The 21,326-nt window shown below is 54.0% G+C and carries 23 protein-coding genes; 5 read left to right on the top strand and 18 right to left on the bottom strand.

What is annotated here, in order from left to right; genetic code table 11:
• Positions 1-19: 19 nt before the first annotated feature.
• Complete coding sequence (locus tag V0R37_RS12335; protein ID WP_420374810.1) at positions 20-1,105, top strand: IS630 family transposase; 1,086 nt, start codon at positions 20-22, stop codon at positions 1,103-1,105.
• Positions 1,106-1,115: 10 nt separating this feature from the next.
• On the top strand, positions 1,116-1,307 hold the full coding sequence (locus tag V0R37_RS12330) for a hypothetical protein (RefSeq protein WP_420374809.1): 192 nt from the start codon (positions 1,116-1,118) through the stop codon (positions 1,305-1,307).
• Between the two features lie 77 nt (positions 1,308-1,384).
• On the opposite strand, the gene V0R37_RS12325 is transcribed toward V0R37_RS12330, so the two are convergent.
• The 18 genes from V0R37_RS12325 to V0R37_RS12240 form a co-directional block, all read right to left on the bottom strand.
• Positions 1,385-1,915 carry a copper chaperone PCu(A)C gene (locus V0R37_RS12325; protein ID WP_420374808.1) on the bottom strand — a complete coding sequence of 177 codons (531 nt, stop codon included), beginning with the start codon at positions 1,913-1,915 and terminating at the stop codon, positions 1,385-1,387.
• 93 nt (positions 1,916-2,008) lie between these two features.
• Positions 2,009-2,560 carry a M23 family metallopeptidase gene (locus V0R37_RS12320; RefSeq protein ID WP_420374807.1) on the bottom strand — a complete coding sequence of 184 codons (552 nt, stop codon included), beginning with the start codon at positions 2,558-2,560 and terminating at the stop codon, positions 2,009-2,011.
• A 224-nt stretch (positions 2,561-2,784) separates the two neighbouring features.
• Positions 2,785-3,435, bottom strand: a complete 651-nt coding sequence (locus V0R37_RS12315) for a DsbA family protein (protein ID WP_420374806.1) — start codon at positions 3,433-3,435, stop codon at positions 2,785-2,787.
• A complete protein-coding gene (locus V0R37_RS12310) occupies positions 3,432-3,866 on the bottom strand; it encodes a disulfide bond formation protein B (protein ID WP_420374805.1) in 435 nt (144 codons plus the stop codon). The genes V0R37_RS12315 and V0R37_RS12310 overlap by 4 nt, the downstream gene beginning before the upstream one ends.
• An 83-nt stretch (positions 3,867-3,949) precedes the next feature.
• On the bottom strand, positions 3,950-4,696 hold the full coding sequence (locus V0R37_RS12305; protein ID WP_420374804.1) for a cytochrome c biogenesis CcdA family protein: 747 nt from the start codon (positions 4,694-4,696) through the stop codon (positions 3,950-3,952).
• A 35-nt stretch (positions 4,697-4,731) separates the two neighbouring features.
• Positions 4,732-5,346 carry a TlpA family protein disulfide reductase gene (locus V0R37_RS12300; RefSeq protein ID WP_420374803.1) on the bottom strand — a complete coding sequence of 205 codons (615 nt, stop codon included), beginning with the start codon at positions 5,344-5,346 and terminating at the stop codon, positions 4,732-4,734.
• A 19-nt stretch (positions 5,347-5,365) separates the two neighbouring features.
• Positions 5,366-6,217: a c-type cytochrome biogenesis protein CcmI gene (ccmI, locus tag V0R37_RS12295; RefSeq protein WP_420374802.1), complete on the bottom strand. Its 852-nt coding sequence runs from the start codon at positions 6,215-6,217 to the stop codon at positions 5,366-5,368.
• Positions 6,218-6,219: 2 nt separating this feature from the next.
• Complete coding sequence (locus V0R37_RS12290) at positions 6,220-6,678, bottom strand: cytochrome c-type biogenesis protein (RefSeq protein ID WP_420374801.1); 459 nt, start codon at positions 6,676-6,678, stop codon at positions 6,220-6,222.
• Positions 6,675-7,199 carry a DsbE family thiol:disulfide interchange protein gene (locus V0R37_RS12285; protein ID WP_420374800.1) on the bottom strand — a complete coding sequence of 175 codons (525 nt, stop codon included), beginning with the start codon at positions 7,197-7,199 and terminating at the stop codon, positions 6,675-6,677. Before V0R37_RS12285 ends, V0R37_RS12290 begins: the two co-directional genes overlap by 4 nt.
• Complete coding sequence (locus V0R37_RS12280) at positions 7,196-9,157, bottom strand: heme lyase CcmF/NrfE family subunit (RefSeq protein ID WP_420374799.1); 1,962 nt, start codon at positions 9,155-9,157, stop codon at positions 7,196-7,198. Before V0R37_RS12280 ends, V0R37_RS12285 begins: the two co-directional genes overlap by 4 nt.
• A gap of 5 nt (positions 9,158-9,162) precedes the next feature.
• A complete protein-coding gene (ccmE, locus tag V0R37_RS12275) occupies positions 9,163-9,609 on the bottom strand; it encodes a cytochrome c maturation protein CcmE (protein WP_420374798.1) in 447 nt (148 codons plus the stop codon).
• Entirely contained in the window at positions 9,593-9,754 is a 162-nt protein-coding gene (ccmD, locus tag V0R37_RS12270; RefSeq protein ID WP_420375024.1) for a heme exporter protein CcmD, read from the bottom strand. Before ccmD ends, ccmE begins: the two co-directional genes overlap by 17 nt.
• A gap of 29 nt (positions 9,755-9,783) precedes the next feature.
• On the bottom strand, positions 9,784-10,521 hold the full coding sequence (gene ccmC / locus V0R37_RS12265) for a heme ABC transporter permease CcmC (RefSeq protein WP_420374797.1): 738 nt from the start codon (positions 10,519-10,521) through the stop codon (positions 9,784-9,786).
• 10 nt (positions 10,522-10,531) lie between these two features.
• Positions 10,532-11,215 carry a heme exporter protein CcmB gene (ccmB, locus tag V0R37_RS12260; RefSeq protein WP_420374796.1) on the bottom strand — a complete coding sequence of 228 codons (684 nt, stop codon included), beginning with the start codon at positions 11,213-11,215 and terminating at the stop codon, positions 10,532-10,534.
• Positions 11,212-11,829 (bottom strand): cytochrome c biogenesis heme-transporting ATPase CcmA, encoded by a 618-nt coding sequence (gene ccmA / locus V0R37_RS12255; protein WP_420374795.1) that lies wholly within the window; start codon positions 11,827-11,829, stop codon positions 11,212-11,214. Before ccmA ends, ccmB begins: the two co-directional genes overlap by 4 nt.
• Positions 11,830-12,986: 1,157 nt before the next feature.
• Complete coding sequence (gene moaA / locus V0R37_RS12250; RefSeq protein WP_420375023.1) at positions 12,987-14,054, bottom strand: GTP 3',8-cyclase MoaA; 1,068 nt, start codon at positions 14,052-14,054, stop codon at positions 12,987-12,989.
• A 117-nt stretch (positions 14,055-14,171) separates the two neighbouring features.
• Positions 14,172-16,667, bottom strand: coding sequence for an arsenate reductase (azurin) large subunit (locus tag V0R37_RS12245; protein ID WP_420374794.1), 2,496 nt, complete (start codon positions 16,665-16,667; stop codon positions 14,172-14,174).
• Between the two features lie 14 nt (positions 16,668-16,681).
• Positions 16,682-17,212 carry an arsenate reductase (azurin) small subunit gene (locus tag V0R37_RS12240; protein ID WP_420374793.1) on the bottom strand — a complete coding sequence of 177 codons (531 nt, stop codon included), beginning with the start codon at positions 17,210-17,212 and terminating at the stop codon, positions 16,682-16,684.
• Between the two features lie 66 nt (positions 17,213-17,278).
• On the opposite strand from V0R37_RS12240, the gene V0R37_RS12235 reads away from it, so the two are divergent.
• Genes V0R37_RS12235 through V0R37_RS12225 form a run of 3 tightly spaced genes read left to right on the top strand, consistent with a single transcriptional unit; the run spans position 17,279 to position 21,152 of the window.
• Entirely contained in the window at positions 17,279-18,286 is a 1,008-nt protein-coding gene (locus tag V0R37_RS12235) for a substrate-binding domain-containing protein (RefSeq protein WP_420374792.1), read from the top strand.
• Positions 18,283-19,779: a sensor histidine kinase gene (locus V0R37_RS12230; protein ID WP_420374791.1), complete on the top strand. Its 1,497-nt coding sequence runs from the start codon at positions 18,283-18,285 to the stop codon at positions 19,777-19,779. Before V0R37_RS12235 ends, V0R37_RS12230 begins: the two co-directional genes overlap by 4 nt.
• The gene (locus V0R37_RS12225) at positions 19,776-21,152 is read left to right on the top strand and encodes a sigma-54-dependent transcriptional regulator (protein ID WP_420374790.1); all 1,377 of its coding nucleotides are present in this window, start codon (positions 19,776-19,778) and stop codon (positions 21,150-21,152) included. Before V0R37_RS12230 ends, V0R37_RS12225 begins: the two co-directional genes overlap by 4 nt.
• Positions 21,153-21,326 lie beyond the last annotated feature (174 nt).

Below are 21,326 nucleotides of genomic sequence, written 5' to 3'. Positions count from 1 at the left end.
ACAAACAGGAGCTGCTGAAATGCGTATAGCGCCGACTTTGACATTGAGTCCCGACGAAGAGAAAACGTTGACCCAGCTTGCCCGTTCCAATACGACAAGTGTTCGATTGGCTCGACGCGCGCAGATTGTATTGCTGGCTTGGGCGGAACTTGACAACATGGCGATTGCGGACCAGCTCGGTGTTGGACGAATCCAGGTGGGGCGCTGGCGCGAACGGTATGCGCAAGGCGGGTTGGCAGCAATTGAACGGGACTTGCCGCGGGGCGGACGCAAGCCCCAGGCAGATAGCGCGCAGATCGTTCGGCTGACCACCCAAACCACCCCAAAAGCCGCCACGCACTGGAGCACGCGAACGCTGGCTAAAGAGGTCGGTGTCAGTGCCAGTACGATCATGCGAGTGTGGCGCACTCACGGCTTGAAGCCGCATCGGATTGAATCTTTCAAGGTCTCGCGCGATCCAGCCTTTGTCGAGAAATTGGAAGACATTGTGGGCTTGTATCTGTCGCCTCCCGAGCATGCGCTGGTGCTGTGCTGCGACGAGAAAAGCCAGGTGCAGGCACTGGACCGTACGCAACCTGGGCTGCCGCTGAAAAAGGGTCGGGCCGCAACGATGACGCATGACTACAAACGCCATGGCACCACCACGCTGTTTGCCGCACTGAGCGCGGCCGATGGGCAGGTCATCGCTTGTTGCCAGAAGCGCCATCGCCACATCGAGTGGCTGGATTTCCTCAAACAGATCAACCGCGAAACACCCAAGGACAAGGCGCTGCATCTGGTGTGTGATAACTACGCCACTCACAAGCATCCCAAGGTCAAGCAATGGTTGGAAAAACACCCACGTTTCCATGTCCACTTCACACCGACATCGGCCTCCTGGCTCAATATGGTGGAGCGCTTCTTTCGTGATATCACCGCCCAGCGCCTGCGTCGCGGCGTCTTTACCAGTGTGCCCGAATTGACTGCCGCCATTCAAGAGTACGTCGCCCATCACAATGAAAACCCCAAGCCGTTTATCTGGACCGCCAAGGCCAATGGCATCCTTCAAAAGGTCGTTCGCGCCAACAGTCGTTTAAGTTCCAAACAGAATGACGCACTACACTAGGTATCCCGTTATGATCAACCAGTTGAAAGTTGCCTCCCCACGGACCGCCTGTAATATCAGTGGCGGCAAACTCTTGTGTGGCGGCGTTATCTTGCTGGCAACCCGCGAGAGCAACCGCCAACAAAAAAGCGCCGATAAATCGATAAAGCTTCTTCACATTTACCTCTTTTCTACTGGGCTAATGGGCCGACAGGCGCCGTAACGGCGGCCGTAATAGCTACATTCATTGGGCAAAGCTTCCAATGGTTGGTTCAACCAGCCCCTCAGACAAGCGACAGGCTATCCCGACACCGTATTAGGCGGTTTGACTTCACACGTTGCGGTGACTGTTTCGCCTGAGCCAAAGGTGAATTCAGCTTTCACGTGAGAACCGAGAGCCAGGGTTTGGTTCGGCTTCTCGAGCATGGCGTGATAGCTGCCCGGCTTAAATTTCAGTTCTCCAGCTGCCGGTATCAGAGTGTTGTGCGCCATAACCATTTTGCTCTTGCCGCCCTGATTGGTTGTTTGATGTAACGATACCTCATCAAACTCGGACATGGCCAAGCTGGTCAGCTCCGCGTCGTTCGCGCCGGTATTCGTTATTACAAAATAGGCTGCTGAAGGGACTGGCTTCGGCAAGGAGCGAATCCAGCAACCTGAAACCGTCAATGTTTTAGAGTTCGTGGCCTTATCCTGGCTCGTATTGGCAGATTTAGCGGTCTTGTCTAGGTTCTGCGCAGACGCAGCAGAGCCGTGCTGGCCGTGAACGCTTGCGGCATAGACGGCCGAAGCACTGCAAAGCATCAACATACTAAAGGCTATTCTCTTCATGGTTCAGTCTCACGTTGTTCAAATATTGGCGAGGGCGTTGGTGAGGGGCCGCACAAAGTCCGAACCTCACACGCAATATGCGCTCGTGTTCTGTTAATTTATGCTGTCGGAAAAGTATTCGTTCTCGACAAACAACCTATCTACCTTCAATGGATTAATCGGCTGGTCATCCATTCGGATTTCATAATGCAAATGATTACCGGTTACCATGCCGGTCGATCCGACATAGCCAATGGTGTTGCCTCTCACAACGGAATCACCCTTTTTCAAACCGGGTGCAAACCGACTTTGATGCGCATAGACGGTAGTCAGATTGGTAGAGTGTTCAATAATGATCACTTTGCCATAACCGTTTTGACGGCCAATAAATGCCACCCTGCCATCCGCTGTTGCTTGGATCGGTGTGCCCTTAGGTGCAGAATAGTCAATTCCATCATGTGCTTTTTGCCTTTTCAAAACTGGGTGACGGCGCAAGCCAAAGTTAGAACTGACTTCAAATTCGCTTTCCTTGATGGGTATAAGAAAAAACGACTCGCGAAGCCGGTCTAGCCTTGGTGTGGCAGTAGCGGCATTCGTATCATGGAGTTGAAATCGTTCGTTGATAATCGAAAAGCTCAACACCTCTGCAAGCACGTTGGGAGACATCAAAGAGCTCGTTGCTAAAAAAATCGCACTTGCTGCGCAAAGCGACTTTCGTCGATTGCTAAGAGTCAATAATTTTCTATACCAAGACATAATCGTTCGAGTGTACTTTTCAAGGATGAACTGCCTCTTCTTTTCCCTTACCGCTACGCAACAAGGGCGGGCCGTTAAGCCCCAATAGGCACATCCATGTCGGTGACAACGAGCATCCGCATCGTCGCCCCGCATCAGTTATAGGCGGCTTTCACTTCTTGTTCCACCAGTGTCTTAAGCGGCTCATAACCGAATTTGGGTAATGGCTTCCCGTTAACAAAGAAAGTAGGCGTTTGAGCTATTTCCAACGAACGAAGATCCGCCTTGTCCTGCTCGAGGATAGCCGCCACTGTCGGCTCGTTCATGTCTTTCCGCGCTTTTTCAACGTCCAGGTCTGCAGCAAGGTGATCCCAGATCAAGTTGACCTGCGGATTGTCGTGTGACGCCCATTGCGGCTGCGTCTTCAGCACCGTCTCTAACGTCGACCAGTACTTATCTTGGAATCTGGACGCTTCAAGGATCTTAACCATCTCCTCCGATCCTTCATGGAATGGGGCATACCGAACAACGAGTTTCACCTTGCCCGGGTTGGCATTCACTAGCTCTTTGACGGCAGGATAAAATGCTCTGCAAGTCTCACAAGCAGGATCGAAAAACTCGACAATCGTGACCTTTGCGCCGGCCGAACCAAACACTGGCGAATGCATTCGGACGAGTTCACTAATATTAGTGTTTGCCGTCTGCGCTTTTTTTTGAGTTTGGTTCTGCTCATACATGAAGGCGCTCACGGTAAATGCCATGACCGCGACAATACTGGTTAAAACAACAATAGTCTGTTTTTTCACTTTAAAGCACCCTTTTTTACTAGTAGTAGCGCAGCGATTACTGTAAATGCTGCTAATGACAATAGAGGAATGGAGATAAAACCGAATAGGTTTAGATTCACTTCAGCGCACGACGGGCCTTGCCCACAAGGTTGAAGCGCTGGTGGAATCACGCCTAGATAAAGAAGATTGTGGTAGAAAGCCACGAACCAGCCGGCAACGACCATCGGTAAGGCGTAAGCAAACACACGCACATCGGAGGTGGCGAGACCAATCGCCAGAATAAAAACGAGTGGAAACATGAAAATGCGCTGATACCAGCACAATTCGCAAGGGACTAGCCCCATCGCTTCGCTGAAAAATAAGGCTCCAAGGGTCGCGGTAAGAGCAATGAGCCATGCTGCAAATACAAGCCCCCACCGAGACCCTGAAAGTTGATTGGCTATTGCCATAGATTTGGATCCTTAAAAATGTGCTTTAGAGAGCAGTAGACGGAGATCGTGGATGGAAATTTCTGTCGGAACATAGAACCAACTTAGCCAATGCTTCCCAGCGCCGGAAACGTTCTAAGCAGCCAAATCGCAAAACGAACCAATTGCCCGCTGGCCACAGCGATGCCCATCAGCACCAAAATTGCGCCAGTGGCTATTTGGAGGTAGCGGCCTGTCCGTCGCAGCGCGCCTAGACGGCGCATAAACGGCGTCATGAAGTAAGCCGCCAGCAGAAAAGGAACGCCAAGGCCCAACGCATACACACCCAACAACAGCATCCCTTGGCCTACACTCTGAGTCGTAGCGCCCAGCGCCAGAATGCCGCCCAGCACCGGCCCGATACAAGGCGTCCATCCGAAGCCAAAGGCCATGCCGAGCACACCGGCCGACCACGGATTGCCTCCACTTGCCCCCGACTCAAAGCGGTAATAGCGTTGCGTCCATAAGGGAGCACGCAGCACGCCCATAATCAGCAGGCCGGCAATAACAATAATGACGCCCGCGACGATATTCAGCTCATAGCGATAGGACAAGAACAGGCGTCCAATCGCCGTGATGCTGGCGCCCAGGATCAGAAAGACCAAAGAAAAACCCAGAACGAAGCACGCACTTAGACCGAGCGTTCGCCACCGTGTGATGCGCGCTTCTGCGGACGATGCTGCGGGCGTCACCGAGCCACCGGCAATATAAGAAAGATAACCTGGTACGAGCGGCAAAACACACGGCGATAGGAACGACGCGATGCCCGCGACGAATGCCGTCAACAATCCGAAAGCAGTCAGCTCAAGCATCGGACTGCCCCAAAAGAGCGAGCTTTCTCATTGACTTAACCCTCCGCGGACGAACGCATCAGCGCTGCATCAATCAAGGCTTCAACCTGAGGGCCGTCCCAGGCGGCCGGTCCCATTGCTCGTCCAATTTCGCGGCCCTCTCTATCGATCAGCAAGGTCGTGGGCACACCCGGCGCCCGAAGGATATTGGAAACCTGTGAGGTCGGGTCGAAATAGCCGTGCAGGGTTTGTATGTCGAACTCCTGATAGAACGGCTTGACCAGCGCGGAGTCCCGATCAATTGATAAGGCCACCACTTCGAATGTCGTACCACCTCGCTTGGCATTCAAGCGATCGAGCGACGGCATTTCCTCTCGGCATGGCGGACACCAGGTAGCCCAGATGTTGAGTAAAACAACACGGCCTCGAAAATCAGCCAAGCTTATTGTTTTGCCTGCCTCGTTCTGAAACGAGATGGCCGGCAACTCGCGCGGGGTATGCCAGCGCATGAAGCGTTGATCGCCTATATCGATCGCGACATTCAGCACGCTGCCAAGAAGGTTCTTCGAGGCGTTATTATCCTGATAACGATATAGCGCCGCCGCGATAGCGATCACACTGACTAATGCAAGCGCGATCCACCCGATTTTTCTAAAAGTATGCTTCATCATTAAAGTCCAATATTCACCGCTATTGAGATGTGAGCTGGTCTTGTTCGCGACGCGCCCGCTCTATGCTATTGGCCACTGCACGCGAGGCATCGGATTCAGCAGGAAGCAACGCCAACAACTGTTGCCAGTACTGGACAGCCGCCTGATAATCACGCCGTTCAAGCGCTGCCGCGCCGGCCAATGTCAGCGCAAAGGGCTCTTTAGGATCAAGACTTAACGCCTGCCCTAGCAGTTGCGTGGGCTTGCCCTTGAATCCTTCACTGCTACTCCTGGCCAGCGTTTCTGCATACTCCGACAAGGCCAACGGATCTGCGTCTATCGCGGCTGTTGCGTTGCCGAAGGCTTTCGCTGCGTCCTCATACCTTTCAAAGTATCGGTAAGATCGCGCTAACATGAGCCAGCCAGCCGGGTCGTCTGGGTTACGCGCTAGCCGCGCGGCGAGTGAATCCACCATGGCCTGCACATCGGCCTGCGTAACGCTCGCGGGGCTTTGCAGCGGCGTTGGAGCGATCGCGGCAGGATTACCTAACGCCAAGTAGGTAAATGCAGCCGCGACAGGGAGCGCGATGGACAGCGCGATGGCAGCATACTTGCCGCCCTGTCCGGCCGAAGTACCGGTTCGTCCGGGCTCCACCTCTTCAAGTACCCGTCGTTGGAGGTCTTGTCGGGCTTCAGCGTGATCGCGCGCAGATAGGGTGCCGCTCACGCGGTCATGCTCCAACTCCAGCAATTGGTCGCGCAGTACGGCCGCATTAACAGCCTGATGCTCGAGATTGCTATCGCTCCGAGGGCTCCGCCAGAGTACAAGCCCGAGTGGCATAACCACACCGGCCACGAGAAGCACGGCGAGCGAGATAAAAATTAGGCTCATGGTTATTTTCCGGTACCTGTAGTTTGCCGCAAGAGCGCGTCCGCTCGCCCACGCTCTTCATCGGTTAATAATGCGTTCATCACTCTATCCTTACGGCGAGCCAGCGATACTAATAAGACGATGAGGCCAAAAAGAAGGAGCAGCCCGGGTCCAAGCCAAAGCAAAAGCGTGGTGGCTTTGAAAGGTGGGCGATAAAGCACGAAATCGCCGTAGCGCTCGACCATATACGCGCGAATTTCCGCGTCACTCCGGCCGGCTTGAATCTGTTCGCTAATCTGCTGACGCAAATCGACCGCCAAGTCGGCTCGCGAAGCGGCGATCGATTCGTTTTGGCACACCAGACATCGCAATTCAGCCGCAATGTTGAGCATGCGTTTCTCTGCGTTGGGGCTCGTCGCCCACGACGGCACCGCAATCACCGCAATCACCGCACAAAGCAAAATCATCCACAAGCGCTTCATTGCTGCAACTCCCTAATCAACGGTAGAAGTGTGTCGCGTACGGCGCTTGGCGTGACTGCGCCGATGTGCTTGTAACGAATGACACCGGCCTTGTCGATGACAAAAGTTTCTGGCACGCCATAGACGCCGAAGTCTATGCCCACCCGCCCCTGTGTGTCAGATACAGAAAGCGTATACGCATCCCCATTGCGTTTTAGCCACGCCAGCGCTTCGCTGCGCACATCCTTGTAGTTAAGCCCGACAACAGGAACGGTATGCGTCTTGGCTAGGTCCATAATGACGGCGTGCTCCTCGAGGCAGGCATAGCACCACGAAGCCCAGACATTGAACAGCCACACTTTGCCTTTCATCGCCTCGGGCGAAAAGGTCTGCTCGGGCGATGCCAATTGCGGCAAGGTAAAGGCCGGCGCCGGCTTGTCGATGAATGGCGAAGGCACTTCGCTGGGTTTTAAGGTGAGGCCCACAGCGAGAAACCCCACCAACACAATGAAGCCCACCAAAGGCCATAGAAAGCGGTTCACGAAGCGGCTCCTTCAAGCTTTGCAGAGGCACGCCGCTCTCGCCGTTTAAGCCGGTAACGTCGGTCACTAATCGCCAGCAAGCCTCCCAGGGCCATTAATATGCAGCCTCCCCAGACCCAATCGACGAAAGGCTTGTAGTAAACGCGTACGCTCCAGGCCCCTTCAGCGAGCGGTTCCCCTAGGGCGACGTACACATGGCGCAATCCATTGGCATCGATCGCCGCCTCAGTCATCGGCATAGCCGATGAGGCATAGGTCCGCTTCTCAGGATGGAGCAGACGCAGCACTTCTCCATCACGCGACATTTCGATATCCCCCATGTCGGCAACATAATTTGGCCCTGGAGCCTTTCGCACCCCAAGGAACTTCAGGTCGTAACCGCCCGCAGTCACGATATCGCCGGGTGCCATGCGTACATCCTGCTCGGTCTCGTAGCCCATGACGAGCGAGACGCCCACCACGAATACGGCAATCCCCAGATGCGCCACATGCATGCCAAGCCAGCTGCGCGGCTGGGCGAGCAATCCGCTACGTGTAGCTCGCATACGCTCAAAGATACCCATCACTACAGCAGTTGCAATCCACGTGGCCAGTGCCACGCCTAAAGCCGCCATCGCGGACCAGCGGCCCAGCGCAATCGGCGTCGCGACGCCGATTGCCAATGCCACAGCAGCCGGCCAGTACAGCCGTTTCAGCATGGCCGCCACTTTGGCCGATTTCCAATTAGCGACCGGCCCCACCGCCATGAGCAGCAATGCCGGCACCATAAGGGGAACGAAGACGGCATTAAAGTACGGCGGGCCCACGGAAAGTTTGCCTAGCCCCAACGCATCGATAAAAAGTGGATATAAGGTTCCCAGAACGACTGAGCCTGCGGCCACGGCCATCAATACGTTATTGACGAGCAACAGGGATTCGCGCGAGATGAAATCGAACCGTCCGCCAAGCCCCACCTTTGGGGCGCGCAGCGCAAACAGGAACAAAGAGGCTCCCACCACCACAGTAAAAAGCAGCAGAATGAACACCCCTCGGCGCGGATCGGTAGCAAAGGCATGTACCGATGTCAGTACCCCCGAGCGCACAAGAAATGCGCCCAATAGGGAGAGCGAAAAGGTGCTAATGGCAAGTAGCACGGTCCAGCTCTTGAAACTGCCCCGCTTTTCGGTGACGGCCAGCGAATGAATCAAGGCGGTGCCTACCAACCATGGGATGAAGGAGGAGTTCTCCACTGGATCCCAAAACCACCAGCCGCCCCAACCCAGCTCGTAATAGGCCCACCAACTGCCCAAGGCGATGCCCAAAGTCAGAAACAGCCATGCGGCCGTGGCCCAGGGGCGTGACCAACGAGCCCACGCGGCATCCAACTGCCCAGCCAAGAGTGCGGCAATGGCAAACGCAAATACCACCGAAAACCCGACGTAGCCCATATACAGCAGAGGAGGATGAAATATCAACCCGACATCCTGCAACAGCGGATTCAGGTCCAACCCTTCTATAGGCGCAGGTACAAGACGTTCAAACGGGTTAGAGGTGAGCAAAACGAAAAGCAAAAACCCTGCAGCTACCAACCCCAACACACCCAGTACGCGTGCCACCATCGCGTCGGGCAACTGCCTTGAGAACACACTGACGGCACACGCCCAGCCGGTTTGCATGAGCATCCACAATAAGAGCGAACCTTCATGTCCTCCCCAGACTGCCGCGATCCGATAAAACAGGGGCAACTGCGAATTAGAGTTCTGGGCGACGTAAGCAACCGAAAAATCCTTAGCGACAAACGCCCAAGCCAAGCTGGCAAAGCTGATGATGATCAATAGAAACTGGACGCGCGCGGCAGGCCGTGCAAAAGCAATCCAACGTGCATTGCCGTTAGCGGCGCCGGCAAGCGCGAAGCCACCTTGGGCCAACGCCACAAATAACGTCAAAATCAGAGAAAAATGGCCGATTTCAGGAATCATGATCGTTATGGCCTCGTTTGTGATGTGTTTTTAGCTGCCTGGTCCAGCGCATGCTGGGCTTCGGGCGGCATGTAGTTCTCATCATGTTTAGCAAGGACCTCCTCAGCGCGGAATAGCCCGCCTGGCTCCAGCCGTCCTTGGGCCACAACCCCTTTCCCTTCACTAAACAAATCGGGCAAAATTCCGGTATAGGTGACCGGTATGGTCTTGGCCGTGTCGGTGACGATAAAATTCACGGTTAGACCGTCACTTTGGCGCTGCACGCTGCCCGTTTGGACCATCCCGCCGATGCGAAAGGTACGCTCTTTAGGCGCTTCGCCCGCGCTGACCTGCGTCGGGCTAAAAAAGAACACAAGATTGCTTTGAAATGCATTGAGCACTAGCACCGTAGCCACGCTCAACGCAGCCACGCCACCCACGATGAGCGCAATGCGCTTATGTCTGTTTTTCATTGACATCATTCCTTTCCATAATTGATTCGCGCTTTATCCGAGACAAGGCGCTTTTGCGACGTTGGCCGAGCAAGAGCAACTCGAGGATGAGGGCCACAACGGTGACGCCCACTGACCCCCATACGTACAGCCCATAGCCGCCCATCGCAAAGAATTCAGCCGCACTATTCCATCTCATCGGTTCGCCCCTTCTAGTTCGCTTAGCCAAGCGGCATGCCGTTCACGCTCCAGCACGATGCAACGTACGCGCAGCAATGCCACAGCCACCGTATACATCCAAGATGCCAAGGCCATGAGCAACATGCCGGCGAGCATGAGCGTCGCCATCGACGGAGCGCGCGTTAAAGAGACCGAGGCTCCCTGATGCAGGGTGTTCCACCATTGCACTGAAAAATAAATAATCGGAATATTGACGACACCGACAAGCGCGAGCACTGCACCCGCTTTATCGGCACGACGCGGCTCATCAATCGCCGACTGGAGCGCCATGAAGCCCACATAGAGAAACAACAGGATTAGCTCCGAGGTCAAACGCGCATCCCAAACCCACCAAGTGCCCCACATTGGTTTGCCCCAGAGGGCGCCAGTCCAAAGCGAAAGGAACGTGAACATGGCGCCGGTGGGCGCCAGAGCCGAGGCCATCATGGCCGACAACCGACTGTTGAACGCCAGCCCCATCGCTGCCCAGAAGGCCATGACCAGATAAATGAACATCGACATCCAGGAGGCGGGCACATGCAAAAAGATAATTCGATAGCCTTCGCCTTGCTGCGCGTCGGTGGGGGCTAAGAAAAAGCCGACATATAGCCCAGCAATAGCCAATAACGCTGCACTTGCACCGAACCAGGGAATCATTTTTCCTGCCAGAGGGTAAAACGCTCTGGGCGATGCATACTTAAACCAGTTGATCATTCAATTGCCCTTATTCCAACGCGATCCGCAGCGCCACGGTCGTAGCCCACGGTGCGAAAAAGCCAGCTAGAACCAGAACCGCAGCCAGCAATGACAGATGTGAAACTGCCCCCAAACCAGCAGCCACGGCATCCACCGAGCCAGCGCCAAAGATCAGGACCGGCACATAAAGAGGAAGCACAAGCAACGCCACCAGTACTCCGCCACCTCGCAGGCCCAGGGTCAAGCTCGCACCGATCGCCCCAATCAGGCTGAGCACCGGCGTACCGATTGCCAGAGATATGGCCAACACTGACAACGACGAAGTAGGCAGATCGAACTGCAAGGCCAATAACGGCGCCAGCAGTACCAGCGGCAAACCAGAGAGCAGCCAATGCGCAATCACTTTCCCGATTACCAGCATGCCTAGCGGCGCGGGCGAAAGCACAAGTTGTTCGAGAGTACCGTCGGCGTAATCCTGTTCGAACAGCCGATTCAGCGACAACATACCGGCCAACAACGCCGCCACCCAGAGGACGCCCGGAGCGATCTGCCGCAACGTGTCTCGCTCGGGGCCGATGCCTAAAGGAAACAGGCTCACCACAATGACAAAGAAAAAAAGCGGTGTTAGGGCATCAGCCTTGCGGCGCATGGCGAGCCTCAGATCACGCCGTATCACTCCACTAAGCGCGGACAATCCAAATATATCGCTCATACGCCTATCCGGATAACGTGTGGCGTACCTGCCAGCGCCATGTCTTGATGACTGGTTATGACGGCAGCCCCGCCCGAGTCTAAATGTGCATCGATCACTCCGGCGAGCCAGTGCGCAGCCCTAGCATCAAGTGCTGCCAAAGGCTCATCCAGGATCCATAGTGCGCGTGGTTGAAGGAGTAAGCGAGCCAAGCTCACGCGTCGCTTCTGCCCTTGGGACAAAAATCGCACGAGCAGGTCTTCCTTACCCTGCAGCCCACTCCGTCGCAAGGCTTCGCGGGCAGTACAATTGGAAACGGGATCATCGGCCAATTGAGCCCCAGCGATTAGGTTCTCTATGGCACTTAGTTCATCCTTCAGACCTGAAAGATGGCCGCAATAGAGTAGCTCTCGCCGATATTCCTCGCCCAATTGTTGGATGGGGCATTCTTTCCAGAGAACGGTTCCAGCCGAGGGCGCGGTAAGCCCCGCGATTACGCGTAAAAGGCTCGTTTTACCGCTGCCATTCTCACCTTGCACGAATAGGCACTCACCCGCCTTTATCTGAAAGCTCAGGCGTTCGAATAGGCTGCGCTCGCCACGCATGGCTTGTAGATTGATGCCTTCAAGCATCATCGCCCATCGGCATTAAAAATCTGAGCAATTGAGATATCTCCCTGTCCACAATGACGACCCGTGCGCGATGCACACAGATTTCTTAGGGTTAAAGCGCGCACAGCAACCCAATACATTTGCATAATGGCTGGCAGTAGATTTAGCGTTGCAGCAAATTCTCTTTCGCGCTTGGGATGCACAAAATGCGTGCTATCTGCAAGGTCGAGGTGACTCTACGACTCGAAAGGAGATGACTGGCGTGAACGAATCAGCGACGTGCCAACTTGGGCTATGTCTGAGACCACTGAGGCCGCTCGGGCCGCTCGCTAATCATTGCTGCTGGATGCCGCGTCTCAACAAGTCGACGGGCTGAACTGCAAGAAGGCTCAAATTTGCTGGTGTGTGATACACCAATGAGCGGCATGCAATACATGTGGCAAAAATGCGCATCGTGTTCGATGTTTGTCTTCGTAGGTGCATTGTCGTCCCCACTACTGGTTGTATCGACAAAGACCTCTTGCGCATCGTGGTAACAAGGAGTTACGCACGCTGTCTGCTCCGGCTGGCAATACACGCTCACAACGCCCCAAGACGCTTGGAGCGGCAGCATAACTAGCATAAAGAGAAGAAACAGTTTTTTCATCGCGTTAGGGATTGTACTAACTACAAGTCTGGTCCGCAAACGTCATGGAGCGCGCAAGCATCCTGATCTGCACATTCGAGAGGCCAAGCCTCACCCATTCACTCCGATACCGAAAGCATAAAGATGGATATGGGCATGACCATGAAGTTTGGCTCCATCTCCGAATACGGCCTTATTCGATGTTATTTTCGAGAGTAGATTGACAAAGTGAGATGGTAAACATTGGGCATGGCGATCTCAAAGACGGAGTATGCGCCAAATGACGATGATCTGTAACGCCGAACCATCACCGATGCGTTGACCTTTGTCCGTCGCCAAGGCTCGGCCTGCTGCCATCACGTTATTCTGCGCTTGCGCGGCTTGGCGCAAGCCCGCCACCTCTTGGTGGTACATAAGCAGCACCATCTGCCGGACTTGCTGGGTAGACCAGATACCTACGCTACCGATAATCGCGGCGATGAGAAATCCGAGTGTGATCTTGGTTCGTACTGTGAGACTTAACAGCCAGCGTACTGTTTAGCTAGCGATTGAGCACCTACCCTCCAATGTGACTCATTTCAACGCGACGCATATAGGTAACAGGAACATGGCCCCTCACTTCTGAATACCTGTCCGCCCTTCGGGCCCATGTGGATGTGATCGTTTCACGTAGAAGCTCATCATCGTCTGACTCACGCAACAAAGTACGCAAGTCCACACTCTGCTGACCAAACAGGCATAGGTAAAACCCACCGTTCGACGCTAACCTCGCTCGTGAACAATCACCACAAAATGGCTGAGTCACACTGGAAATTACGCCGATCTCTCCCTGCCCATCCAGATATCGCCAGCGTTTGGCAACCTCTCCTTTAGCAGAGGGCGATACTGGCTCCAGTGGAAAGTGCTGCTGCAACAGGGCAATGATCTCTGATGACGGATATACGGCATTCCTGTTCCATTGATTGGTATTGCCCACATCCATAAACTCTATGAAGCGCAGAATGTGGCCGGTGCCTCGAAAATATTTGGCCATGGGAAGCACTTGATCATCGTTGATGCCGCGCTTGACCACCATATTTATTTTTATGGGTGCAATACCTGCACACTTCGCAGCGTCAATACCCTGCAGTACATCATCGACGGACCAGTCAGCGTCAGTCAATCTTTGGAATACCGCGTTATCGATCGCATCCAGGCTAACGTTCAAGCGCTTGACACCCGCCTGCGCAAGGCTCTGCGCTTTACGCGTCAGTAGAACCCCATTTGTGGTCAATGAAACATCAACCGGGTGCCCGTCAGGTGTGGTGAGCGCCACGAGTTTGGCCGCCAACGCGTCCACGTTTTTACGTAGTAGTGGCTCGCCTCCCGTGATACGGATTTTTCTTACGCCTAAGTCCACAAATATCCTCGCAGCCCGCTCTATCTCTTCGTGGGTCAATAGCTCGCTGCGGGGAAGGAACTGAAAATCTGCCCCGAACACAGTTCGAGGCATGCAATAGGTACATCGGAAATTACATCGATCGGTGACTGATATACGCAAGTCTCGCAATGGCCTGGCATGCTGGTCCAGTAAGATAGATTCCTCTATGGTCATGTCGTCACCGACTGCTGCCGACATAGGCATCAAGCGATGTTCATGCAATAAGTGTTCGTTCATGCTTGGCCTTATCGTTTTTTGGAAAACCCGCTTTAGGCGGTCCTAAAGCGGGATCAGCATATGGCCGACTGAAGTGCCCCTCCTTTACGCGGGCGTAGTAGGCATCACAAATCGACGATTTTTAAAACTAACCGTTCTTTTGAATTCATCCATAGTGCCGGCCTTGCGGATATTCCCCCACGTCCCCTTGTAATAAGGGATGATGTTCCGATCGGTCCAATCCGTTGTTACGTCGCCTTGAATACCGTTTACGTAACCGAACAGCATAAAGGTCTGCCCGCGCTTGATTTCCGCAACCGGATAAACCATCGCGTACGTAGAACCGAAGTCGTTATAGACTTCTACGATATCGCTGGCCTCCACGCCAAGCTCCTGGCAGTCATCGGGATTAATTTCGATGTAGGCCATGGGATAGCGCTCTTGGGCGAAGCTATTGTATTGGTCGTGATACGCGGTTTGCCATATCTCGTTGTTTCGCCCATTGTTGAGCCAAAACTTGTATTTTTTCTTTTGCGCGGCAACAGTTTCAGGTAAACCATTCCATGGTGCGGGCAGAAAGTGCGCTTTGCCATCCTCGGTGTCGAATTTAGAGTCGGTGTAAAGCATTTCTGTGCCTGTGAACTTGCCGTCCGAGTAAGACTTGACGGGAAGCTGCACACCATTATTACCCGTAGCCCGCAAACGCTCATAGGTAACCAGATGGCCTGAGTCGCCACCTTGGCTATCAATTTTCGGCGCCCCGGGTTGTCCCGCTTGGCGAAATCCATCATTGAAAGCATCTTCTTCGGTTTTCCAGTCGAAGCCATTGAAACGTTCGGCCATCGCCGTATTGCCTTCTTTCTGGTAAAGCGCGCCTACAGCGTTAGCGATCTTGGCCGCAATGAGGCAATCGGCCATCGCAGAGCCTGGGGGGTCCATGAATTTCTCGGACAAACGAATTCGACGTTCGCCGTTCATCGACGTCAGGTTGATCTCTCCGGGGTGTGCCGCAGGCAACAATAGATGGGCAGCTTCGGCAAGCTTGGTCGGATATAGGTTAATGCTCGCGACAAACAGCCCGCCCTTCTCAGTTGCCTGATAAATGATATCGACCATCTCTTCGGTGCTCGCCCCTCGCGCCTTTTGCATCGCCTCTTTGACGATGGCTGATCGCTTTAGTACGGCTTCTCGCAATGCCTGCGCATTATTGCTGGTCTGAAAATTATTGCATCCCCACCAGGTCATCATGCGACCCTTTCCCTGGATCAGCTCTTGATCGATATAAATCTTTGTATCACCTGGATAAGGCGGCCGAGCGTAGCCTTCTTGGTGTCCACCCATACGTACACAGCCTGTGCCCCGGCGCCCAACGTTATGGGTCGCAATAACCAGACTGAGCAAGGCCGACTGAATAACGTAATTGTCATTGCCCCAAATAATGCCTTTTTCATACGCATGCATACTGCGTGGTAGTTGGCCTGTCTTCTTAGGTTTGTACGACCATTCGGCTGCTTTTTTGAGGTCCTCGACAGGCACTCCGGTAACCTTGCTGCATTCCTCCAGCGACATGCGATTGGTCTGTACAGCCTCATCAAACCCCGATGTATGCTTCTCTATGAACGGTTTGTCTATCCACCCTTGTTCGACCACATAGGTAAATAGGCCGTTAAATAGTGCCGTATCCGTGCCCGGCTCAATCGCCAGATGCAATACGCGCTCTTTGCCCGCAACCTGACGCGCAATAGAGATGGACGGTGTTTCACGAGGGTCTACGAATATGATCCGAGTCGCGGGCAACTCTTCATCCTGGAAGCGCTCTTTTTTCTTACCGCTTGTTTGGCCATATAGATTTGGCACCCAATGGTTGAGGAAGTAATTGGTTTGCGATTCATAAGGATTGTTGCCAATAGACCAAAGAACGTCGGCGAGCTCGGCATCCTCGTAAGCATTATTAAGCTCGCCAATGCCCATGTCACGGGTGGCGTGGCACTCAGAGTTATACGCCGGACGATTGTGAATACGAACCATAGGAGTTTGTAGCGCGGAGAACATCAGCTTGCCGGTACCCCAGGTATTCTCAAACCCTCCGCCAGCGCCTCCATGGTCAAAACACGAAAATACGATGCCTTCGGGCCCATCTTTATCGAGCGTTTTCTTAAGCAAGCCTGCATAAAGCCCCATTGCCTGATCCCACGACGTATCCACCCACTGATCTGCCGCGTATAAGCGCGGCTGCTTGAGCCGCGCTTTGCTATCGCCTTCGGGGGTGTACATATACGTTGCCATCCGGCCACCACGGGTCGAGCTCAGCCCACTATTAACGACGCACTCTTTATCCGGCACAATCATGATGTTGTGGCGGCTACCGTCATGCTCGGTAATAACGTTAGTCATGGCGGGCGTCAGGGTGGTGGCGTACGGCGGCAGTTGTTGACGAAAGTCCAGACCCAAGGCGTTGTCCTGGGGCGCTCGACCGCCCTCCTTCTGCTCGGGCCACTTATATACGTGATAGCCACAGCCGACAATACAGAAATGACAGGTCATATTGGTACGTTCGGCGTTCTTTGGCGGCAACGTGATGCGATCTTTTTTGGCTGGCATGGCGAATATCCTAATTAAATAATGTTTGCTTGGCGTCCGTAGATCAGCCCGTCGATACCAACGGCTGATACGGTGTCGGATGCTTCGTCATACCGCAATAGAACGCGCGGAAGATTCTCTGTCGCCTGGCCACAAATCATCTGGCCCGCCTTCTCTGCATCGAACTCACTGAAATGGCAAGGACACTTGAATGTTTTCGTGCCGTTGTCATAGATTGTCGGGCACCCCATGTGCGTGCACAGCGTGCTATACGCGACAATATCGCGATCGGGTCCGACCCCACCCGGAACAGGGGAACCCAACTTGACCGCCGTACAAGGCGACCGCTCGTCGGGGTAACTAAACGGCAGCGGCGCATCAACCGTAAGCTTTTGGGCAGCCGTGACCGTTTTGTTCGGATAGTTCAGCGTGGTTTGTGAGGGGTCGGCGGACGCAGTCTGAGCATTGGCACTCGTAAACGGCACCAAAGTAGCGGCCGCTGCGACCCCGCTGCCTCCACTGAGCTTAAGAAAACCGCGTCGGGTGAGATTCGTCGTGTCGGACATGGGGCAATTCCTCTTGAAACAGTGAGCGGAGGTCGGTAACCTGTACACACTGCTTACGCAATATGCGTGCCAAGCAACAACGAACAGTGGATACGCGCGGAGAGGACGGAAATGGCGGTATGGGGGAGAGCAAACGGTAACGCGCCCAGAGGCAATTTGAGTCAGGCGTTACCAAACGGTAACGTACGTCGTCGCCTGTTGACGGCGGGTATTGCGGCAGTTGGCGCATACGCGACACCCACTTGGGGCCAGCCGGTTGATCAGGTCGCTTTACGAATTGGCACCACGGCTGTCTTTCTCGATGATCAACTCCAGCTATTGGATATTTGGCGCGCTGACCTGCAAACTACGTTGGGCCAGGCCGTTCAATTCGTGCAACGGCGAAGCTATCGTGAAATAGTTGATCTTTTGTTGCGTGGTCAAATTGATGCCGCCTGGATTTGCGGCTACCCCTATGTGCTTAATGCAAAGCAGCTGCGCTTATTGGCAGTGCCGCAGTATCGGGGAACCCCTTTGTACCGCTCTTACTTAATCGTTCGAAACAGCGATGACACAACAGAGGCCATTACACAGCTAGAGGGTAAAGTCTTTGCCTATAGCGATCCCTTATCCAATTCGGGGTTTCTCATCCCCAGCACTGAACTGTTAGCACACCACCGGGACCCATCAACCTTCTTCCGACGATCATTCTTTACGTTTGCTCATCGCAACGTGGTTCAAGCAGTGGCCGCTGGGTTGGCAGATGCTGGAGCCGTAGACGGTTATGTATGGGATACGATTATTGCGCAGTTTCCAGCGTGGGCGTCTGGCGCACACAAAGTGTGGCAATCCCCGGAATACGGTTTTCCACCACTGGTGGTACGCAAGGATATGGCTGCGTCCACCTTTGATGCGTTAAATGCGGCACTGTTGCAAATGCACGAGCGCCGTGATGGAAAAATGATACTTGACCGGTTGGCGCTTGATCGATTCGTAAACGGCTCTGATTCTTTATACGATGGCATCCGGAGCCTTACCCAAGTCGCTGGAACCACCACATTGGAATCGGATGCCCGTTCGGCAAGTGCGACATGAATTCGTTCAACTGGCGGCGCCCATTTCAGCACATCAGCTATCGGTACAAAGTTCCATTAGCGCTGGCTGCCGCCATTCTGATCACTGAACTTGTGGTTACCGCAACGTTCGTGCAAATGTCATATTTGGCGATGCGCCAGGATATGCGTCAAGGGGCGCAAGCCCTCACCCGCATGCTGGCCTTATCGGTGCGCGAACCCCTTAGGCGCGATGATCTTTGGCGTGTCTACGAAATCATCCATATTCCGGTGGATGCAACCGGCCCTATCTCGGGCCTGCAAGCGATCATCATGTTAGACCAGGATTTCAAAGTCTATGCAGCGTCTAATCCAAAACACTATCCGATCTCGACATCGCTTGCGGCCCTGCCCGATGAGCTGAAGCTTGCAGTGGCAGCACTTCGGGAACCCGCGCAGTCCTTCTACTTCCGGTATTCAGGGTATTTTTCTCAGGTGCCGGGGGTCGCCGGAACCGTCGTTCACTCTAACGACGCAGGGATCGCTGGATACGTGTTGGCTTCATACGATGTTAGCGCTTGGCGGCAGCGTGTTACCGATCTGCTCACCCGTGTATTTTGGATCAGCATTCCTGGAATTTTTCTGTTGTTATTAGCGGGCTGGGCTTGGGGCAACCAAGTCGCCCAGCCGCTACTTTCACTAACAACAGCAATGAAACGCGTAGGCCGCGAGCCGTTAAGCGGCATCCGACGTTCTTTAGATACGTCGGGTACCGACGAGATAGGCGTGCTAAGTCAGCAGTTTTCAGGCATGTTGAACGAGCTTGAAGCCAAAGAGGCGCTCGAGCGCGAGATGGTGGCCGCTGAACGACTCGCTGCAGTAGGAAGGGTCGCCGCCGGGGTTGCACACGAAATCAATAATCCACTTGGCGGAATGATCAATGCACTTGATACGCTGCAGACACACGGAACGCCCGACAAACTGACCACCAAAACCGTGGAACTCGTGCGCCGTGGCTTAAATCAGATACGCCATACGGTGGGGGCTTTACTCGTAGAAGCACGCCTTGATGCCTCACAAATGTCACCGGCCGATTGGGAAGATCTACGTACGCTCATTGAGCCAGAGCTCAAGGCCCGACACGCCAGATTGTTATGGGATGTTCAGCCTGATCTTGCCATTGATCTGCCCGCCCACTTAGTACGGCAACTAACACTTAATCTGCTTCTTAACGCCAAAAATGCCGTCGAACCCGAAGGTTGCATCAGCTGCTTGGCTCAACGCACATGCGAATCGCTCACCATCGAGATATCCAATTCAGGGTGGCATATTCCTGACGCAGCACTACCCCATCTCTTCGAACCGTACCCTGCCGATTCACCACGGAACAGTAATTCACATGGGCTCGGCTTGTGGGTAACGTACCAGATCATTACGCAGTTACGCGGTACGATTGAAGTGAGTAGTGAGCCGGGATTCACCCGATTTACAGTCACCCTTCCTATTATTCCGCCGCCTTTGGGGGGCCAAGCATGACCAATCCTCATATTTGTCTGATTGAAGATGACCCTATCATGGGCGAGTCCCTGGTTGAACGTTTTCAACTGGAAGGCTTCAAGGTAGATCGGCATCTTTGCGCTCAAGAGGCACGAGCCGCCATCCTTGCAAATGACTACGCGCTGATCCTCAGCGACGTGCGGCTAGCCGATTTGGATGGTGATGCACTGTATTTGCAAATGCTCCAGGATGGCTACAGCCTTCCGCCCTTCATCCTTATGACGGCATACGCCACGGTAGAGCGCGCCGTAAGCATGCTCAAGCTGGGCGTACGAGATTATGTCACTAAGCCCTTCGACCTTTCACGCTTAGTGGAATCTGTTCGAGAGCTGACCACCAATCATGACGTGAATACGCACGTATCAGACGAAAACACTCTGGGAGTCTCTGCCGCAGCCCAGGAACTGGCTCAACTTGTGCCTCGAATTGCCGGGCGAGCAACCTCAGTGCTCATTACCGGAGAGTCAGGGGTAGGCAAAGAAGTTCTCGCGCGGCTGATTCATCGTCGAGCCGACTCAGCCAACACCGAGCGTCCGTTCGTAGCGGTCAACTGTGGGGCGGTGGCCCCCACGCTTGCAGAAGCCGAATTTTTTGGCTTTGAACGCGGTGCTTTCACCGGAGCAGATAAGCAAAAGCGGGGATACCTAGAGCAGGCAAACAAGGGAACCCTATTCTTGGATGAAGTGGGGGAGCTCTCCCTTCCTTTACAAGCGACCTTGCTAAGATCACTACAAGAAAAACGCATCCGCCGTATTGGCGCCGAGCACGATATCGCAACACAATTCGATCTGGTGTGTGCCACTAACCGTGATCTGGAAAGTATGGTCAAGGAACGTCTGTTCCGGGAAGACTTGTATTACCGAATCAACGCGGTCACCTTGCAGGTCAAACCTCTTAGGGAACGGCCTGAAGATGTTCATTGGCTAGCACAGCGTTTTATCAGCGCGATGGCGCAGCGGCTGAACGAGCCGCCCAAATCCTTGCATCCGCTAACGCAATTGCGACTGCAAGAATATTCGTGGCCAGGCAATATCCGCGAGCTGCACAACAGAATCGAGCATGCCTGTCTGGTAAGCCCGAATCCGATTTTAGTTCCCAGTGATATCTTTTCGTCCGATTGGCAGCGCACGACGTCCCAGCCAGCATCCTTCCCCGGTGAAGATGCTGCCCTCAATACCTATCAAGATGCTTGCGAAAGGCTTTACATTGAAGAAATGTTGATACGTTATGAAGGGCGTATTACTGAAACAGCCAAGGCACTCAAGATTTCACGTAAAAATTTATGGGAAAAAATGAAGCGGCATAACATTGAGGCCGCACGCCTGACGACGGAGACCAAACAAAGCGCATAAGCCGGTTATGCAGATCCGGAACACAGGCTGCATAGTCGTCGCCGCAAAAGACTGCAAGTCATCAAAGACTTTTCCTCCGGATGATCGGACCAGTTTTTCCTAATGATGCAGTGATGAGCCATACAACGATGTGGAGGCTTTGTGCTTCGTTGAACTGAAGCGCGAGTGAGGTGC

Origin of the sequence: Pollutimonas rozaliensis, from assembly GCF_048751585.1 — a bacterium.
In the GTDB taxonomy this organism is placed as follows: domain Bacteria; phylum Pseudomonadota; class Gammaproteobacteria; order Burkholderiales; family Burkholderiaceae_B.
The sequence above is the reverse complement of the archived record's forward strand: the minus strand, read 5'-3'. Positions and strand labels throughout refer to the sequence as shown.

Bases quoted from the DNA above. Each gene is read 5' to 3' on its own strand.
- V0R37_RS12335 (WP_420374810.1), top strand. From the start codon at position 20: ATGCGTATAGCGCCGACTTTGACATTGAGTCCCGACGAAGAGAAAACG.
- V0R37_RS12330 (WP_420374809.1), top strand. From the start codon at position 1,116: ATGATCAACCAGTTGAAAGTTGCCTCCCCACGGACCGCCTGTAATATC.
- V0R37_RS12325 (WP_420374808.1), bottom strand. From the start codon at position 1,915: ATGAAGAGAATAGCCTTTAGTATGTTGATGCTTTGCAGTGCTTCGGCC.
- V0R37_RS12320 (WP_420374807.1), bottom strand. From the start codon at position 2,560: ATGTCTCCCAACGTGCTTGCAGAGGTGTTGAGCTTTTCGATTATCAAC.
- V0R37_RS12310 (WP_420374805.1), bottom strand. From the start codon at position 3,866: ATGGCAATAGCCAATCAACTTTCAGGGTCTCGGTGGGGGCTTGTATTT.
- V0R37_RS12305 (WP_420374804.1), bottom strand. From the start codon at position 4,696: ATGCTTGAGCTGACTGCTTTCGGATTGTTGACGGCATTCGTCGCGGGC.
- V0R37_RS12300 (WP_420374803.1), bottom strand. From the start codon at position 5,346: ATGATGAAGCATACTTTTAGAAAAATCGGGTGGATCGCGCTTGCATTA.
- ccmI (WP_420374802.1), bottom strand. From the start codon at position 6,217: ATGAGCCTAATTTTTATCTCGCTCGCCGTGCTTCTCGTGGCCGGTGTG.
- V0R37_RS12290 (WP_420374801.1), bottom strand. From the start codon at position 6,678: ATGAAGCGCTTGTGGATGATTTTGCTTTGTGCGGTGATTGCGGTGATT.
- V0R37_RS12280 (WP_420374799.1), bottom strand. From the start codon at position 9,157: ATGATTCCTGAAATCGGCCATTTTTCTCTGATTTTGACGTTATTTGTG.
- ccmE (WP_420374798.1), bottom strand. From the start codon at position 9,609: ATGAAAAACAGACATAAGCGCATTGCGCTCATCGTGGGTGGCGTGGCT.
- ccmD (WP_420375024.1), bottom strand. From the start codon at position 9,754: ATGGGCGGCTATGGGCTGTACGTATGGGGGTCAGTGGGCGTCACCGTT.
- ccmC (WP_420374797.1), bottom strand. From the start codon at position 10,521: ATGATCAACTGGTTTAAGTATGCATCGCCCAGAGCGTTTTACCCTCTG.
- ccmB (WP_420374796.1), bottom strand. From the start codon at position 11,215: ATGAGCGATATATTTGGATTGTCCGCGCTTAGTGGAGTGATACGGCGT.
- ccmA (WP_420374795.1), bottom strand. From the start codon at position 11,829: ATGATGCTTGAAGGCATCAATCTACAAGCCATGCGTGGCGAGCGCAGC.
- moaA (WP_420375023.1), bottom strand. From the start codon at position 14,054: ATGCCTATGTCGGCAGCAGTCGGTGACGACATGACCATAGAGGAATCT.
- V0R37_RS12245 (WP_420374794.1), bottom strand. From the start codon at position 16,667: ATGCCAGCCAAAAAAGATCGCATCACGTTGCCGCCAAAGAACGCCGAA.
- V0R37_RS12240 (WP_420374793.1), bottom strand. From the start codon at position 17,212: ATGTCCGACACGACGAATCTCACCCGACGCGGTTTTCTTAAGCTCAGT.
- V0R37_RS12230 (WP_420374791.1), top strand. From the start codon at position 18,283: ATGAATTCGTTCAACTGGCGGCGCCCATTTCAGCACATCAGCTATCGG.
- V0R37_RS12225 (WP_420374790.1), top strand. From the start codon at position 19,776: ATGACCAATCCTCATATTTGTCTGATTGAAGATGACCCTATCATGGGC.